Annotated in this window: 11 protein-coding genes and 1 tRNA gene; 3 read left to right on the top strand and 9 right to left on the bottom strand. The window is 37.0% G+C overall.

Annotation, left to right across the window (positions count from 1 at the left end; translation table 11 throughout):
* Window positions 1–83: 83 nt before the first annotated feature.
* Window positions 84–160, bottom strand: a tRNA-Pro gene (locus GQO39_RS05690).
* A 515-nt stretch (window positions 161–675) separates the two neighbouring features.
* On the opposite strand from GQO39_RS05690, the gene GQO39_RS05685 reads away from it, so the two are divergent.
* Entirely contained in the window at window positions 676–1,035 is a 360-nt protein-coding gene (locus GQO39_RS05685) for an iron-sulfur cluster assembly accessory protein (protein WP_156851341.1), read from the top strand.
* Between the two features lie 10 nt (window positions 1,036–1,045).
* On the opposite strand, the gene mazG is transcribed toward GQO39_RS05685, so the two are convergent.
* From mazG to GQO39_RS05645, 8 genes are all read right to left on the bottom strand, one after another.
* Window positions 1,046–1,912, bottom strand: a complete 867-nt coding sequence (gene mazG, locus GQO39_RS05680; RefSeq protein WP_156851339.1) for a nucleoside triphosphate pyrophosphohydrolase — start codon at window positions 1,910–1,912, stop codon at window positions 1,046–1,048.
* Window positions 1,913–1,945: 33 nt separating this feature from the next.
* A complete protein-coding gene (locus GQO39_RS05675; protein ID WP_156851338.1) occupies window positions 1,946–2,875 on the bottom strand; it encodes a lipid A biosynthesis lauroyl acyltransferase in 930 nt (309 codons plus the stop codon).
* A 6-nt stretch (window positions 2,876–2,881) separates the two neighbouring features.
* Window positions 2,882–3,910: a zinc-binding dehydrogenase gene (locus GQO39_RS05670; protein ID WP_156851337.1), complete on the bottom strand. Its 1,029-nt coding sequence runs from the start codon at window positions 3,908–3,910 to the stop codon at window positions 2,882–2,884.
* 65 nt (window positions 3,911–3,975) lie between these two features.
* The gene (locus GQO39_RS05665) at window positions 3,976–5,247 is read right to left on the bottom strand and encodes a beta-ketoacyl-ACP synthase (protein ID WP_156851336.1); all 1,272 of its coding nucleotides are present in this window, start codon (window positions 5,245–5,247) and stop codon (window positions 3,976–3,978) included.
* Window positions 5,248–5,262: 15 nt separating this feature from the next.
* The gene (locus GQO39_RS05660; RefSeq protein WP_156851335.1) at window positions 5,263–6,438 is read right to left on the bottom strand and encodes a beta-ketoacyl-ACP synthase; all 1,176 of its coding nucleotides are present in this window, start codon (window positions 6,436–6,438) and stop codon (window positions 5,263–5,265) included.
* 9 nt (window positions 6,439–6,447) lie between these two features.
* A complete protein-coding gene (locus tag GQO39_RS05655; protein ID WP_040299145.1) occupies window positions 6,448–6,732 on the bottom strand; it encodes an acyl carrier protein in 285 nt (94 codons plus the stop codon).
* A gap of 184 nt (window positions 6,733–6,916) precedes the next feature.
* Entirely contained in the window at window positions 6,917–9,235 is a 2,319-nt protein-coding gene (locus GQO39_RS05650; RefSeq protein WP_156851334.1) for an NADP-dependent malic enzyme, read from the bottom strand.
* A gap of 831 nt (window positions 9,236–10,066) precedes the next feature.
* On the bottom strand, window positions 10,067–14,629 hold the full coding sequence (locus tag GQO39_RS05645; RefSeq protein WP_156851333.1) for a hypothetical protein: 4,563 nt from the start codon (window positions 14,627–14,629) through the stop codon (window positions 10,067–10,069).
* Between the two features lie 666 nt (window positions 14,630–15,295).
* Between GQO39_RS05645 and hfq the strand changes: the two genes are divergently transcribed.
* Both hfq and hflX read left to right on the top strand, forming a co-directional pair.
* Entirely contained in the window at window positions 15,296–15,535 is a 240-nt protein-coding gene (hfq, locus tag GQO39_RS05640) for an RNA chaperone Hfq (protein ID WP_156851332.1), read from the top strand.
* Window positions 15,536–15,590: 55 nt separating this feature from the next.
* A complete protein-coding gene (gene hflX / locus GQO39_RS05635; RefSeq protein WP_156851331.1) occupies window positions 15,591–16,934 on the top strand; it encodes a GTPase HflX in 1,344 nt (447 codons plus the stop codon).
* Window positions 16,935–16,938 lie beyond the last annotated feature (4 nt).

Here is a 16,938-nt window from a genome sequence, read left to right as displayed (position 1 = left end):
AACCCCTTAAAAAACTTTTTGAAAAAAATAAATTGGTACAAAACCTAGTGGCAAATTGTGCAAAACTTAGTGGCAAGCTACGATGGTCGGAGCGGCGGGATTCGAACCCACGACCCCTTGACCCCCAGTCAAGTGCGCTACCAAGCTGCGCTACGCTCCGAACTGTGTAAAACGCTTAAATAACTGTTTATTTAAAGGCAAGAGAAAAAATAAATAGAATAAAATCTAAAGTGCTCTTACTCTTTCGAAGAGAGCTTTCGCGAGTGTAAATAAAACTTTGCATTTTAATATTTCATTCTATTCATTTTTTCTGATATTTAAGAGATACTGTAGAAAAATGATACCTTTTTAGTGTTTCTGTTCATTTATTGAGATTTTTTCAAAAATATGAAAACTTTTATAAGTATAGTAACAGATATACGATATTGAAAAATTTTTTCTGTTTTTATTTTTTATAAAACGAGCATTTTGCATAAGATGTAAGGATAAAAAATAGAATTTTCAGATTGCAGAATTACAAATCCAAATGGTCGAATATGAGGTTTTCATCCCGATAGGAAAAGATCAAAACATTTTAATTTATATCTTGCCGTTTCGCATTAGGTGTACCAGATAAATGAAATATTGTAAATGAAACACTTTTAAAGTTTTTGTTTGTAAAGAAAAGAGTAAATGATGAGCCGTTTTTCGGTAATAAATTTAACGGAAGCTGCAGTAAATCGTGTTAAAGCGATTATGGATGCTAAAGATGCATGTGGTATTCTTATTGGTATCAAAAAAGGTGGTTGTGCGGGGATGGAGTATACAATTACCCTTGTAAAGGAAGAGGGGCTGAATGCAGATGTTGTTGAAGTGAATGGTGCTCGTGTTTTTATAGCGCATGATGCAGTATTATTTTTATTAGGAACACAGGTAGATTACGAAGTGACAACACTTCGTTCCGGTTTTGTATTTAAAAATCCTAATCAAGTTTCCACATGTGGATGTGGTGAATCGGTAGAACTTCGTCCTGCCCTTGCAAAATCAGTCAATTGAATTTAATGAGTTAAGGATTTTCTTGGTTTTTAGGTTGGTGAAATCTCATGTTTTTTTGTCTTCCATTTTTGGCTTTATTCCAGAGATCTTCCATTTCATTTAAGGATGCATCAGCTAGTGTTTTAGATTGATCGGATAGATTTTCTTCAATATAGGTAAAACGATTTCGAAACTTTGTATTTGTTTTTTTTAATGCTTTTTGTGAATCAACATTCAAGTGACGTGAGAGATTAAGTAAAGCAAAGTAGAGATCACCGAACTCTTCTTCTATATGTGATGTTTTATCATCTTTGATTGCTTTTTTGAGCTCATTGAGTTCTTCTTCTATTTTTGCAAAAACTTTATGGCTTTCATGCCAATCAAAACCTACTTTAGCCGCGGCTTTTTGTAAAGCGAGTGCTTCTTGGTCTGCTGGTTGAATCCTTTTTACTTTTGTAAGAATGCTTGTTGTAGAACTGTTTGATAAATTTTCTTCTTCGCAGTACTTTTTTTGTGCAGCTTGTTCTCTTTTTTTTATATTCTCCCATTCTTCTGCTATAAAGCCACGTTTTTTTTGTTCTTCATTTCCGAAAACGTGAGGATGGCGACGAATCATTTTTGCAGTGACTGAGTAAACAACATCTTTGAAAGTAAAGTAACCTTCTTCTTGTGCAATTGTAGTATGATAGACGACCTGTAAAAGAAGATCACCAAGTTCTTCGCAAAGATCCATTCGGTTTTTTCGTTCAATGGCATCGATAACCTCGTAAACTTCTTCAAGTAAATAGGGTACGAGAGAATCAAACGTTTGTTTTACATTCCAGGGACATCCGCCATCACAGTTTCGTAATGCTGCAACAATTGCGATAAGATCATTGATATCTTTTGACGCTAACACTTATATTTCTCCTATAAATGCTACTATGATATATTAGCTATTCCAACGTCTGTGTAGCCATGCCCATTGCCCAGGATATTCTCGTACCCAGCTTTCTACAATATCATTTAATTTTTGTGTAGAAGCGGCTATATCGATTTCGTTTTTTTCGTCAAGTGGAAGCTTTACACGCTCATATAGCTCTAAACGATGGCGTCCTCCAGCAAGACGGATACAACGTGCTGGATAGATATCACAATTATATTGTCGCGCAAGTTTTATAATTAAAGGATTTGTTTTAAGTGGTCTGTTAAAAAATGTTCCTAAAACACCATGGCGAAATTTTTGGTCAACGAGCATACCAACATTTTTACCTTCTGCTAACTTAGCTGCTAATGTCCAAGCTGCTCCTGCCTTAGATGGGACGAGATGTCCCATGGAAGTTTGTCGAGCTTTAAGGACTCGCTTTGCAATATAAGGATTATTGGGAGGTCTAAAGAGCACCGTAACATTCAGTCCAAAACTTTGTGCGCATATAGGAAGAAGTTCGAAATTTCCAGTATGCGCTGTGAAAAAAATATGCGGTTTTTTTTCATTTTTTAATCGTTTAAATATTTCAGCACCTTTAACCTCAATAAGGCCTGGCTTCTCCGCATGAGGATCAAAATCAAAAATTTTATCAAGAAAAATGTATTCCGCTAGAAATTGTCCTATATTTTGCCACATTTCTATTGAGATGCTCTGAATCTCTTCTTCTGTTTTTTCTGGATATGCAAATCTAAGGTTTGTGAGTGTGATCTGGTGGCGGTGTGTGAGGGGGCCAAGTGTTTTTGCTAACCAAGAAAACGAAGAAAACCCAATGTTGGTAGGAAAATATTTTAAAATAAATAAGGAACCAATGAGTAGATATCCCCACAATAAGTAAAATGACTTTTTTGTTATAATTTTAATATGGTATACAACAATTTTAATATAAAGCTTCATCGTAATTTAATCAATTTTAAGAATAATTTTACCAAAAATATCACGGTTTTCCATTCGTTTTAAAGCTATATCAATTTCATCAAATCCAACAATTGTATCAATGACGGGGTGTACGACTCCTTGTGCCATTTTCCACATGGCGTTTTGCATATTTTCTATACGACAGCCAAATGAACCAAATATCTTAAGTTGTTGCTGAAATAATTGCATGAGATTTAGCGGTGCTGTAACTCCAGAAGTAGAACCACAAGTTACCAAGCGTGCTCCTCGTTTCATACACAACAAAGAACCACTCCATGTATCAGCTCCTACATGCTCAAAAACAACATCAACACCTTTTTTTTGGGTTAATTTTCGGACAACGCCTTCAAAACGATCTTTACGGTAATTAATAACGTGATCTGCTCCAAGAGATTGTGCTTTTGCAATTTTTTCATCTGAACCTACAGTTGTAATAACTGTACATTTCATGTGTTTTGCGAGTTGAATAGCTGCAGAGCCGATACCAGAACCGCCTGCCTGTATCAGAACTGTTTCCCCTGCTTGTAGTTTTGCATTATCGAAAAGCATATGTTCTACAGTGCCAAAAGTAATCGGAGCAACAGCTGCTTGCAGTTCATCACATTCTGGAGGAGCTGGGACCAATAGTCGCGCCGGCAAATTGACGAATTCACAGGCAAATCCATCAAGATGAAAACCGTAGACGCCTTTTACATTATTGCAAAGATTATCACGTCCTTCACGGCACGCTTTGCATATTCCGCAGGTTTGCGCACCATAAATTGAGACGATCTGTCCAAGTTGTAAATTTTTAACATTACTCCCCAGTTGAGTAACTTTACCAGAAGCTTCTGCGCCAATTACGAGCGGCATTTTTCTTTTTGCAAAGGCCATACCACGCCAGCCCCATACATCAATATGATTAAGAGCAACGGCTTTTATATGCACTGTTACTTCATCAGGGTTAGGTGGTGGTGGCGTGGCGATATTGGTGATTTCAAGTCGGCGTTCATTCAATAGTTGCAGTGCACGCATTATCATCCCCCTTAATATATGGCTGTTAAGTTAACTGTTACAAAGTTTGATCAATATTAAAAGGATTATCCTTTATATGCAGTGATAACAAGACTTGTATTTTGACCTCCAAATCCAAATGAATTTGACAAAACCGCATTAACACAGGCTTTACGGCTATGGTTAGGAACAACGTCTAAAGGGATAGCAGGATCAGGATCATCATAATTGATTGTAGGAGGAAGTATTCCAGATTGAATAGTTAAAAGCGAGAAAACGGCCTCTATAGAACCAGCAGCAGTTAATGTGTGACCAATCATTGATTTATTAGAAGAGACAGGAATATTTTCTAAAATATCACCGAAGACTGTTGATAATGCGAGATACTCCATTTTTTCATTTTCAGGTGTTGAGGTTCCGTGTGCATTAATATAGTCAATTTCATTGATGGTTATTGTTGCATCATCTAAGGCTTTGCGAACTGATTCAATCGCTGGAGATGCATCGGGTTTTGAACGTGTACGGTGAAAATCATCTGCTGTTTCTCCACAGCCAGCTAAAATTCCTAAAATTGTCGCATTACGCTCTAACGCGCTTTTGAGAGATTCGAGAACAAGAGCCCCTGATCCTTCTGCCATAACAAAACCATCTCGATCACGGCTAAAGGGTTTTGCTGCTTTTTCTGCAGGATCATTCTGGGTTGAAAGAGCAGATAATAATGAAAAACGGATAAGAGATTCTGCTGAAACTGAACCATCTGTAGCAATCGTGAGTGCACGATCTGTTTCTTTTCGTCTAATGGCTTCGGCACCTAATTGAATTGCTGTTGCACCAGATGCGCAAGCAGTTGAAAGTGTAACAGGAAGTCCTTTTGTTCCAAATCTTTTCTGAATTTTTTCTGCAATTGCTCCAAATTGTGTGGTTTCAAAAAGTGCCTCATGGAGTTTATGGCGACAGACTTTAAGAAGGTTTGCATAGGAAGGTTCATTATTAGAGCCCTTTTGATCAAGAGTAAAACGTGCTTTCCATTCAAGCTCAACAGGAGGAGCTGCTAAAAAAAGTGGTCCATTAAATTTTTTTTTATCAAGGTCTGCTTGCTCTATAGCTTCCACTGCTGCAAGATTCGCAAGTTTTTCAGAAAGGGCTGCAGCACCGAGCGTGCTTTCTTCAAGAAAATCAACTGTTCCAGCGATACATGTATTTAATCCTTCGACGGGAAAGCGCGTTATTTTATGAATGCCGCTCACACCACTTGTTAACTTTTGCCAATTTTCGTGCTTTCCTTGTCCTAGTGATGTTACAATTCCTGCTCCAGTTATTGCGACAAGTGGACGCCCAAAATGATCATTATATTCCACTAATAGAAATCTCCTTCAAACAGTAGTCAGGTGTGCTATACCTTCAGCTCTTTTTATACCAATGGTTGTCACAAACGCTTGACATACTTCTTTAGAAAAAGGCTTTTCATGAGCACTTAACGCTGGAAAACTGTGTCTTTTTTTAACAGTAAGTGCGGCAAGCGCAAGTGCTAAAGGAAATTGCGCTTCCCGCATATAACCAAATAATGTTGTAATTCCGCGGTAAGATATATCAGCAGCCTCAAGAGCACTTTTTTCTGCTGCTGTTACTTCGTGAAATCCTGAAGCAGTTGAAATAGCTAAAGCAGATTTAGCTTCTATTGTTTTCAACATTGATACAATTGATTCTTTAAGCGGGATTTTTTTTCTGTCCGTTTGATCCGTGATGATTTGGCTAATTTCAGCATAAGCATGTGCATTGCGTTTTCTTGCGTGTTTCTTACTTTCAAGGACAAGAAAAATACCACCAGAACCGGTTATAACACCGCCGCCAGGATAATTTTTACGGTCCCAAACGGGTGTCCATCCACCGCGTGTTAAGAGCCCTCCAAGTTCATGGGACAACAACATATCATAATTTTGTGCGTTATAAGAGCTTCCCACCAGTGCATGTGTACTCTGTCCTGAGCGAATACGAGCTACAGCAATTTGAAGTGCAGAAAGTCCGCTGCCTTCTTCTCCCATAAACGTACGAGAAGATCCTGTTACTTTATGAACAATTGAAATATTTCCAGCCAAAAGATTTGAGAGTTGTGCCAAAAATAAAGTTGGACGAAGTTCAGTCGAAAGAACCGAATTTAACATGAAAGCATGATCAGGTACTTTACGTGCTTGTGAGAGAATTTGTGTATCAACAACGATATCACGTTCTCCTCCACTTGCTGCAACGATCATATCCATTGTTGATGTTAATCGCTCATCATTTTTCATGCCTGCATCATCAAGAGCAAGGCCAGCTGCATAAGTACCAAGGCGCTGCCATGTGCCCATTTGCCGTTGATCACTTTTTTTGGGAATTTGTAAACTCCAATCAACTTCGGGCAATTGATGGACAATGTAAGGTGAAAAAGTTGTACAGTCAAGATTTGGTGTAACTGTAGGATTGTTTAAGAGATCCCAGTGATGATTAATTCCTTCACCCAGAGAGCTTATAAGTCCTATCCCAGTAATGAGTACAGCTTGATCATACATGATAAAAAATTATTCCGCCTGTTTTAAGGCAACGAGTTCATCAATTTTTGCACAAAGGTTTTTTAGAACAAAGTATTCTTCCGTTGCAGCTGCACCTTCGTTGATTTCTTGCGTCCATTGTTCTAGTGGAATTTTAATTCCAAAAGCTTTATCAATAGCGAAAACAATATCAAGAAAATCAAGGCTATCGATTCCCAAATCGTTAATTGTATGGCTTTCAGGTGCGATTGTGCAGCGATCAATTTCACTGATTTCTGCTATAATATCAGCGACTTTATCAAACGTAGAGGGCAATATCCGATTCCTTATCATAAAATAAACATATTCCTTTTCTAAACTCTTTTTCCTTCAAAAAAAAGACTTAATCCAGAATATAGCTACCTTTTCTATAGAGAAAGCACGTTTGCAGAGCGTGAAATGCTACATTTCAAAACTTCGAAAAACTTTGAAGTTTTATTGTGAGTTTGCTTATTTTCATTTATCTCATTTTGGAGTTTTTTCTATTTGCGGCGAGGACTGCAAGAGCTGTCATATTAACAACTCCTCGTGAAGTAACCGAAGGTGTCAGGATATGGACAGGACGTGAGGCTCCAATCAAAATAGGTCCTACATGAAGCGCATTGGTTAGATTTTTTACGAGATTGAGTGTTATATTAGCTGCGTCAAGTGTTGGAAAGACAAGTAAATTAGCTTCGCCTTTGAGACGTGAATCGGGAAAAACGCGATCACGAAAAACTTCGGAAAGAGCGGCATCACCGTGCATCTCTCCATCGGCTTCTAAATTTGGATATAATTCAGCAAGAATTTCAGTTGCGCGGCGCATTTTACGCGCACTTTCTGTATTTTTTGAGCCAAAGTTTGAATGTGATAATAATGCCGCTTTGGGTGTTATACCAAATGCCTCAATTTCTTGTGCAGCCAGTACTGTCATTTCTGCCAATTCTTCTGCAGAAGGATCTTCATTGACGTAAGTATCTGTTAAAAAAAGAGTACGACGTGGAGAAATGAGCAAACTCACAGCAGAAAAATGACGAACATTTGAATCAAGCCCTATAACTTGTTCAATCAATTCAAGATGACGTTCAAAACGCCCTTCTAATCCACAGATCATTGCATCGGCTTCTTCACGCATCACAGCGAGGGCTGCAATCGCTGTTGTTGATGTTCTAACAATTGTTTTTGCAACTTCGGGTGAAACACCACGTCTTCCTGTGTAGCGAAGAAATAAATTAACATAATCACGAAAACGTGGATCATTTTCTGGATTTGTAAGTTCAAAATCTATACCGGGTCGAATTCTTAGACCAAAGCGTTTTAATCTTGCTTCTATAACATGTGGTCGGCCAATGAGGAGAGGAATAGCCGTTTGTTCTTCAAGTACAATTTGTGCCGCTCGAAGCACGCGTTCATCTTCACCATTGGCATAAATGATGCGTTTACGTTTTGCTGTTTTTGCGGCAGCAAAAACAGGCTTCATTGTTAATCCAGAACGAAATACGAATCGATTAAGGGTATCATGATAAGCTTCCATACTTTCAATTGGTCGAATTGCGACACCCGTTTCCATTGCTGCTTTAGCAACGGCAGGAGCGATGCGTAGTATTAAGCGCGGATCGAAGGGAGAGGGAATGAGATAGTTTGGACCAAAACTGGGTGGTTTCTTTGAGTATGCACGTGCTGCAACATCTGAAGTTTCTTCGCGGGCGAGAGCAGCAAGCGCATGAACCGCAGCCATTTTCATTTCTTCATTGATTGCAGTAGCACCGACATCTAATGCACCACGGAAGATGTAAGGAAAACAAAGAACATTATTGACCTGATTAGGATAATCAGAGCGCCCTGTGCATATCATTGCATCCGGTCGCACAGAACGCGCTTCCTCTGGCATAATTTCTGGTATTGGATTAGCGAGTGCTAAAATTAATGGATTTGGAGCCATTTTTTTTAGATACTCAGATTTCAAAACACCTCCTGCTGAAACGCCTAGAAAAATATCCGCATTATCTATAATTTCCGATAAAGTTCGTGCATCAGTTTTCTGTGCATAATTGATTTTCCAACGATCCATAAGTGTCTTGCGGCCTTCATAGACAACTCCTTCTAAATCGCTAAGCCAAATATTTTTAACTTTTGCTCCAAGACGGACTAAAAGGTTAATACAAGCTAGAGCTGCGGCACCTGCTCCCGAGGCAACTATTTTGGCATTTTCAATTTTTTTTCCTGAAAGATTTAATGCATTTAATACGGCCGCAGAAACAATAATGGCAGTTCCATGTTGGTCATCATGGAAAACTGGAATATTCATTTTAGCACGGAGTTTTTCTTCGATTTCAAAACATTCAGGAGCTTTTATATCTTCAAGATTAATACCACCAAATGTGGGCTCTAAGGCAGATACCGTTTGTATCATTTGTTCAATGTTGGGGGCATCAATTTCAATATCAAAAACATCAATATTCGCGAATTTTTTAAATAAAACAGCTTTTCCTTCCATAACAGGTTTTGAGGCGAGGGGACCGATGTTTCCTAGTCCAAGAACAGCAGTCCCATTTGATATGACGGCAACTAAGTTAGAACGGGAAGTATATTGAGCGGCAAGATTTGGATCTTTGTGAATTGCAAGACATGGTGCAGCGACACCTGGAGAATAAGCAAGAGCTAGATCACGTTGATTATCAAGAGGTGTTGTCGCTTGTATTTCTAGTTTTCCTGGTTTTGGATGCTGGTGATAAAAAAGAGCAGCACTATCAAGTTCAGCTTTTTGTGAACTGAAGTTACTATTTTGTTTTATAGACATTTTTACGATATCCAAATTAGTGTATGTTTATATGAAAGCTATATCTAAGATAAGGTTTTGTTCACTGAGAGATCCTCATTTTTCTGAATACAAAAATGCATAAACATGAGAAAATTTTTCTAAATCGTTAAATCGATTTGATGTTTCTTTTCATTTGTACTTATTAACGATTCCGTTGATATCAGCACGATTAGCTTTTTCTCCTTACAAAATCCGCGGGAGTTAGATAATTAAAAAAACAAGTAAAACATTATTAAATTTTACATTACCAAGCAGTTATTTTTTTTGCAATGCCGGCGAGAAAGGAAAAGACAGAAAAGGGTTGTTTATTAATTTAACCTGGGTGTCGTAAACATATGCTTTATTTCTTTATATGCGTATGGGGTTTATAAACCACTGTTTGTAAAACCTAAACTGCGTATAATTTTAAAAACTTTTTTATTGTTAATATGCTAGCAAAAAAGAATTTAAGCACTGATGAAAAGAGCCATGTATGTGTGGCAAGTATATGTGTTTCAATGAATGAAGATTTAGCAGTAAAAATCATGATGAGCATTTTATACATATAGTTCATTCTTTGCATAATTTATAGGTGGAGTAGTTGAAGATGGTTAATAAGGGAAGTATGAGAGATCATGCTTATTCCATTGGATATGATGTTTTAAATAGGGCTATTGCTTAGAATATCATAAAAAACGAATGCTAATTATCCTTCCACTTTTGATATACAACACACTACACTTGCAACCAGCATGTTGCATGACGATGGGTGATGAATGCAACTGGAAAAGAAAAAATGGAAAAAACATCTTTTCTCACTTCTATTGTTATCTATTGGATACGACCACTCGCATGAGCAAGCATAGTGTACACTTTTCCAGTATCTGATATCAGATATTTTCTAACTGTGTTGGAAGTACCAGAACTGTGCGATACATCACGTAATAGTTTTTCAAAATCCGCAATATATTGATTAACTGAACGTTTAAAATCAACATCGTTCATATATTTTTTCTTAATCATTTCAAATATTGTTTTTCCGTTCAAAGTGTAAAGGCGTTCTGTTACGATATTTTTTTGTCCACGCTGATAATGATCCCATAGTTCAACGACAGCATTATGGTTAATAGCTCCTACTATACCTGCTGCTAATGAATTAAGGGACTCATTTGCAGGACGTGGTTTTGTTTGTACTTGTGTAAAAACAGCATCATTAGGCATTTCATCATACCACGATTCCTCACGTGAAGCTCTTTCTAGGAGATTCGATACCCATTTATTGGGCCTTTTTTTGCTATGGTTTTGCTGCAAAGTAGGTTTAGGTGGTACTATCTTCTTAATGACTTCAGAGGAAATACTATCACTCCTTTTCAGCGTTGGTGATGTAGGAATTGCCGATATTGGTGGCTCATTCACATTCTTTTGATTGCTTTTTTGTATAACGTTTATCAAATCCTTTAATGCTGTAATTTGTTCATTCAGAGCAGTGCGAATCGTTTGGGTTGTTTCTTTCGTTTTTGCTGGAAGATTTTGAACATTCTCATTAATATCCTTATTAATTTTTGAAAGTTCTATACGAACTTCATCGGCTGAGCGACGTATATCTTCTGCTGCTCCTGAAAAACGTATTGAGGCTTCATTAATAAGCTGATTAAGTGATTGTTGGAGTGAATGCGTGGAGTTACGCGCACTTTTGTCAGTGCGTTCAAGTGCTGAGTTGAGAATATTTTCATAATGTTCAATCAATTGATTGATTTCATTAGACTTTGAAATAAGAGCATTGCTTAATGCAGAAAGTGTGTTGTGTTTTTCTTCGAGTGTTATACTGAGTGAGTTTTCAGATTGCTCGAGAACGCGAACAGTCTCAGAAAGTGTCTTAGCATGCTCACCAAAACTACTTGTTATATGACTAATTTTCTCAAATGTATTTTGTGAGATTCCTTGCAGAACTTCAACATTGTTATTGAGTGCTTGATTTGAGGCTGATAAATGCTCTGCTACTTGGTTAGTATTGCGGAAAAAATTACTCGCTGTTTCACTAAATTTACCATCAATATTTTGAACTGCTGATAATAAAACATCACTATTTTCATGGAATCTGTAAATTGATTGGTTTAATTGTGCAACGATGGATGAGACATTCTTGACAAGATCTTCTTTCATAGCACTTACTGTTTGAAGTGTTTCAGAGTTGGTTTGTGCCAAGCTATTTACTAAAGATTCATTCTGAGCATAAATCCTTTGTTCAGCATCTTGTGTTGAGAGGGAGAGTTGTTCACCGATATGCTGTGTTAAATGACCAATTGACTCCGTTGTATTTTGCGCAGCTTGATTTAAGTGGTTTGTAAGCTCTGTGATTTTTCCAACATGTTCTGAAATTTGAGTAGCTGTTTGATTGTTCACTTCTTCCAAACGGCTACTCACATCAGAAAGCTGATATCCTAAATTATTTTTAAGATTCTGCATGGAGTGATGTAAAACATTGCAACGTTCGCTAAGAACTTGTTCAATTACTGTTGTTGAAGTGTGTATTGTTTCATTCAACAAAGCTTGTGCATTATGACTGGCCATTGTAAAGGCTTCGACAGTATGAGCGGTTTGTTCAGACAGTACAGACAGAACTTTTTCACTGGTATCATAAACTGTTTGTTTAACGTTTGATACAATGCGATTCCCAGATGTTGAGAGAACATTTTCCGCTTTCGTAGCAACATCGGTTACAGATGAAAGAATTTGCTCACCCGTAGAAGAAAGAATATCAGAAGCTTCTAAAACTTTATCACGTAAGCTGCCTGTAACTGTGTTAACAGAATCTTCTAACGTGATTCGTATATTATCAATGCTTGTTTTCAGTGCTTGTTGCATTATTTTACTTTGTTCATTATTAAGCATGATAGATGTTTTTAATGTATCAGAGCGCTCGTCAAGAGCAGATGCTTGCATCTCGATGGTTTCACATACTTGTCCAAGTTTTTCTGACAATGTTTCTTCTAGTGTGCTTGCACGTTCAAAAATTTTGTGTGCGCGAACTTCTAAATTTGCGTCGAAAGATTCCATGCGTGTTTCAAGGGTTTCAAAGAATGTCCCACTAGATTGAGAGAGAGTATTCTTTAAAATTTCAGCTTGGTTTTTGAGGTTTTTGATATGACCTTGCACAGTTTCAGTGATGCTCCTATTGTTGGAAACAATTGCATTCTCGACTAAACCTATTTGCTGTTTTAATGCAGCATCAACATGTATATCACTTTTGGTTATGAGATTATGGATTGTTTCCATCCGTTGCTCGAGAGTGCGCGCTTGATCTGCAAGAACTTCGTTAAGAGAAAAACTATTAATCGCTAAAGAATCACGCAGAGCGTCAGCACGTATATCAATATTTCTAGCTTGCGCTTCTAAAGCTTCTTTTGTTGTATTGCAGCTTTCTACAATGACTTCTTGTAGCTTATCTGTACATTGAACTATATTTGCGAGATGACTTTCAGCATGCTGATCAACGATTTGAACATTGTCAATCAAAACTTTTTCAAGACTTGAAGTATTTTGAGCTAGAACAGCAATCTGATTTTTTAATGTATCAGCGATTTTATTTTTTTCGTTATCGAGCATGTCTGCTATCAGAGTTCTTTGATCGGAGAGTTGTAATTTGAAGTCTTGCGAACGCTCCTGTATAATATCAACAATTGCATTATCGACATATTGAACTTCCTCTCTGAGTCTTTCTTTGCTTTTGTCGATTGTGGAAAGAATAGTTTCATGCCCATTTGTAAACGCTTCGGTAATATCAGCGGTTCTTTCTTGGAGATTTGTGTTAATTTGCAAGATATGATTTTCTAAGAAATTACTCAGTTTTTCAGCATTATCTTCTAGGGTTTGGCTGCGAGCTATGAAGGATTCGATTATAGAATCGCTGTGTTCTTTAAGAGAGAGATCAACAGTTGCTAAACGGTTTTCAAAGGCTTCAATTGCTTCAGAAGTGACATTATCAAACTTAGAAGAGAGTTTGTATGCTTTTTCATCGAGTTGTATGATTTTTTCATCAAAACCCTGTAGAAATTGATTATTGCGATTAATAATGGATTCATCCAGTGCTTTAAATTTTTCATCAACATTATGGAATGTTTGGTCTGTGACCGTTTGTATACGTGTTGCAATTTTAGCGATGTGCATTTCAGTTTTAGCAGCTGTTTCATTAAAGTTTTTTTCTATTTGTTTTTCATTATTATCGAAACGTTCTGAGAAACTATCAAAGTTTTTCCCTAATTCATAGAAAAACTCTGTGTTTCTTCGCTGAATTTGTGTCGTGGTTTCATTAAATTTTTCAACAAGCTTATTTGTTACACCATCACCGGCATAGGAAAGTTTTGCAACAAGATCTTCACCCTGTTTTTGTAAAGTCTGGGAAAGAGTTTGCACAAGTTTTTCAACATTGGTTATAATTTTTGAGGTAACTAAGCCAAATTCATCACTTAGCTGTTCCTGTGTTCCTTTAATTGTTGATTGTACGCGATCAGCATGATTCAAAATGGCTATACGTTCATTGCTTAATTCTTTGATTAATGTATAAATGCGCGATTCATTTTCAGCATAAGCTTGTTCCAGATTATGGACTTCACCTTGTATAATCGCTTCAAGTTCGACAGCACGCCCAAGGGTACGTTCAATTCCCTCATTCATTGCTACTACTTCTTCACGAATAGTTTGTCCTATAGCGATAGCTTGTTTTTCAGATATATGTTGCGGTTCACTGAGGCGCTGTGCAGCATTTGTCATAAGAAGAGCAATATTATGTAATTCGTTTGAGCGTTTTGTTAATTGAGCAAATCCCCAAGATATAAGGATAGGGATTGCCGTTCCCGCTGCTACAGCTAGACCTGTTGAAGATAAGGCAAAGGTGGTGATATTCGATAAGGAATTAAAACCAGCAGGAGCTAGTTTATGAGCAATAAAAGCACCTCCTGTTGCCCATAAAACACTGAGTGCTGTTGTACACCAATAGATCCGAGAGGTAGAACGCTCTTTTAATAATTCAAAATTTAAAGGAGTTGTTATATCATCGTTAGCAGGAAGAAGTTTTGTAGACAATAATGTGTTATTAACAGTTCCACCTGAAAGTTCAGGTGTGGGTTTGGGAGCAAAAAGCTGCTCAACAACGGATTCATCAATAACAGCGTTGTCATGAATATCTGAGACAAGAGTTGAAGTACCGTTTTCAGTGAAAATTTCTTCTTCTGCCATTGCAATCTTTTGAATCAAATCATCTACATTAACGACATTTTCAGAATTATTGAATGATATCGTTTCGATTGCAGCATTATCAAAATCAAAGTTCATAGCTTTTGTGAGAGCTTCTTCAACTTCAACTTCAAATGTTTGTAATTTGGTTCTGCGTGCCATACTCGCCTCGTACTCTTACAGATGGAAAAAGGATACGTCCTCCTCCAGATATTCTAGTATACTAGCTGTTAATTATTTAGAAAGGAATATGTTAAGGGCAAAATTTTGAAAACTTATCAAGATAAAGTTAATGCGATTACTTTATCGTGTTCAAAAATGGTATAAAGTGCAATAAAAACAAGGTAGTACTTGAGCATAATAAAAATACTGTTTACAACTTTCTCCTACAGGTTGAAAATTATGCGACTTTTATATCTGAGTGAAAACAATTTAATGACAGTTAAGCTCGGTATTAAAAAAATGCGGCGTGTAGGTGCGTTTGTGGTTGTGCCGTCTATCTTTTCTTGTGTTAATGATAAATTAATAAATCATGCTTTTATCTATTGCCTCATTTCTATTAATTGTAAACGAGAGAAAACAGCCATTATATTTTCTGAAAAGGTTATTTTTGATTTTCATTCATAAAAAGTCAACTTAAGGAGAATCTCGTATTGAATGACAAATTTTTACAAGTTGTGGTACTCACTGCTATAAATTGGATAGTTTTTTCTCGATATTAAGTTGTCTTTTGCTAATTTTGAAGCTACTACGTTGACAATTTGATATTTTTCAGTCGATATGCGTGCACGAATATTTCATGCAATTCGAGATGAAGGTGTAAGAATAATGGCAGAACGATCACAACACCTGCAAGATGTATTTTTAAATACGGTGCGCAAACAAAAAATTTCTCTTACAATTTTTCTTGTAAATGGCGTTAAACTGACGGGTATTGTAACCTCGTTTGATAATTTTTGTGTTCTTTTACGTCGTGATAGTCATGCGCAGTTGGTTTATAAGCATGCTATTTCTACAATTATGCCTGGACAACCTGTACAGATGTTTGAAAGTGAAAATTCTGAATAAGCAAGTTTCTTTACTCTAGTCTTCTTATTCCGTTTGATAAAATTCTTAGATTGCCGTGATAAATGAAAATGAGAGATTTTGGAGATTTTCTTCACAGGTTGCAAAACGGGTGCGCTCGCTTGTTTTGATACCAATTTGCCAAGAAAACAGAAGTGAAAGTGCTTCCAGTAGATGCTCAGTATCTTCTCGGGTTAAAGAGGCATTGGGGTTGGCCCGTGCTATAAGGTTGGACGTTGTTCATTATGAAACGGTGAATATTGCTGCGCTTCGTCCTGCAACTTTATTGAGAAAGGGTAAAGTAGATGCGCTTGCCCATTATATAAGTGAATATTCTATTGAGCTTGCGGTTATAGATTATTTTTTAACACCAGTGCAGCAACGTAATTTAGAAAAATTATGGAATTGCAAAGTTATTGATAGAACAGCTTTGATTCTTGAAATTTTTGGAGATCGCGCGCAAACAAAAGAAGGGGTTTTGCAAGTCGAGTTGGCGCATTTATCTTATCAAAAAAGCAGGCTTGTACGCAGTTGGACACATCTAGAAAGGCAACGTGGTGGACGTGGTTTTTTAGGCGGTCCTGGTGAAACTCAAATTGAAGCGGATAGGCGTATTTTGCAAGAGAAAATTATTCGTATCCGCCGCGAATTGAAAACAGTTATTAAAACACGTGCTCTTCATAGAGCTAAGAGAAAAAAAACATCCCATCCTGTTGTAGCTTTAGTAGGATATACCAATACAGGAAAATCAACTCTTTTTAATAATTTAACTCGTGCAGATGTCCTAGCAAAGGATATGTTGTTTGCAACGCTTGATCCAACTTTGCGCAAAGTTGTTCTTCCTCATGGAAAAATTATTCTTTTATTTGATACTGTAGGTTTTATCTCTAACTTACCAACGCATTTGATTGCAGCTTTTCGAGCAACTCTTGAAGAAGTAGTTGAAGCTTCCCTCATTCTTCATGTGAGAGATATGGCAGATGTTGATCATTATGCACATGCCAAAGATGTTTTGGAAGTGCTTTTGAGTCTTGGTATCAATGTTGATGACACAGAGCATATTATAGAAGTTTGGAATAAGATTGATTTATTGGATGAGCACGCATTGAATATTTTGCAAACAAGCGCAAAAACACAGTTAAATCCTGCAGTAATGGTATCAGCGCTCATGAGTGATGGTTTAGATCAATTATTAATAGCAATTGAAAAGCGAATTTTTGGTAAAATGCAAAACGTTGAATGTCTCTTAAGACCTCATGAAATGTTTCTTATTGATTGGTTTTATGAAAACTCTGGCGAAATAATGCAGGAAGGACATGATGATGGTTCCGTTACCATTAGAGCAGTACTTAGCTACGAAGCAAAAAAACGATTAGATCGTATCAAACAGAATATGGATTAAAGTT

Origin of the sequence: Bartonella refiksaydamii (genome assembly GCF_902652675.1) — a bacterium.
GTDB classification, from domain to species: Bacteria; Pseudomonadota; Alphaproteobacteria; order Rhizobiales; family Rhizobiaceae; genus Bartonella; species Bartonella refiksaydamii.
Note: the sequence above shows the minus strand (reverse complement) of the source record. Positions and strands in the feature narration are given on the sequence as shown.

Coding starts and splice junctions, on each gene's coding strand:
- GQO39_RS05685 (WP_156851341.1), top strand. CDS start 676: ATGAGCCGTTTTTCGGTAATAAATTTAACGGAAGCTGCAGTAAATCGT.
- GQO39_RS05675 (WP_156851338.1), bottom strand. CDS start 2,875: ATGAAGCTTTATATTAAAATTGTTGTATACCATATTAAAATTATAACA.
- GQO39_RS05670 (WP_156851337.1), bottom strand. CDS start 3,910: ATGCGTGCACTGCAACTATTGAATGAACGCCGACTTGAAATCACCAAT.
- GQO39_RS05660 (WP_156851335.1), bottom strand. CDS start 6,438: ATGTATGATCAAGCTGTACTCATTACTGGGATAGGACTTATAAGCTCT.
- GQO39_RS05650 (WP_156851334.1), bottom strand. CDS start 9,235: ATGTCTATAAAACAAAATAGTAACTTCAGTTCACAAAAAGCTGAACTT.
- GQO39_RS05645 (WP_156851333.1), bottom strand. CDS start 14,629: ATGGCACGCAGAACCAAATTACAAACATTTGAAGTTGAAGTTGAAGAA.
- hfq (WP_156851332.1), top strand. CDS start 15,296: ATGGCAGAACGATCACAACACCTGCAAGATGTATTTTTAAATACGGTG.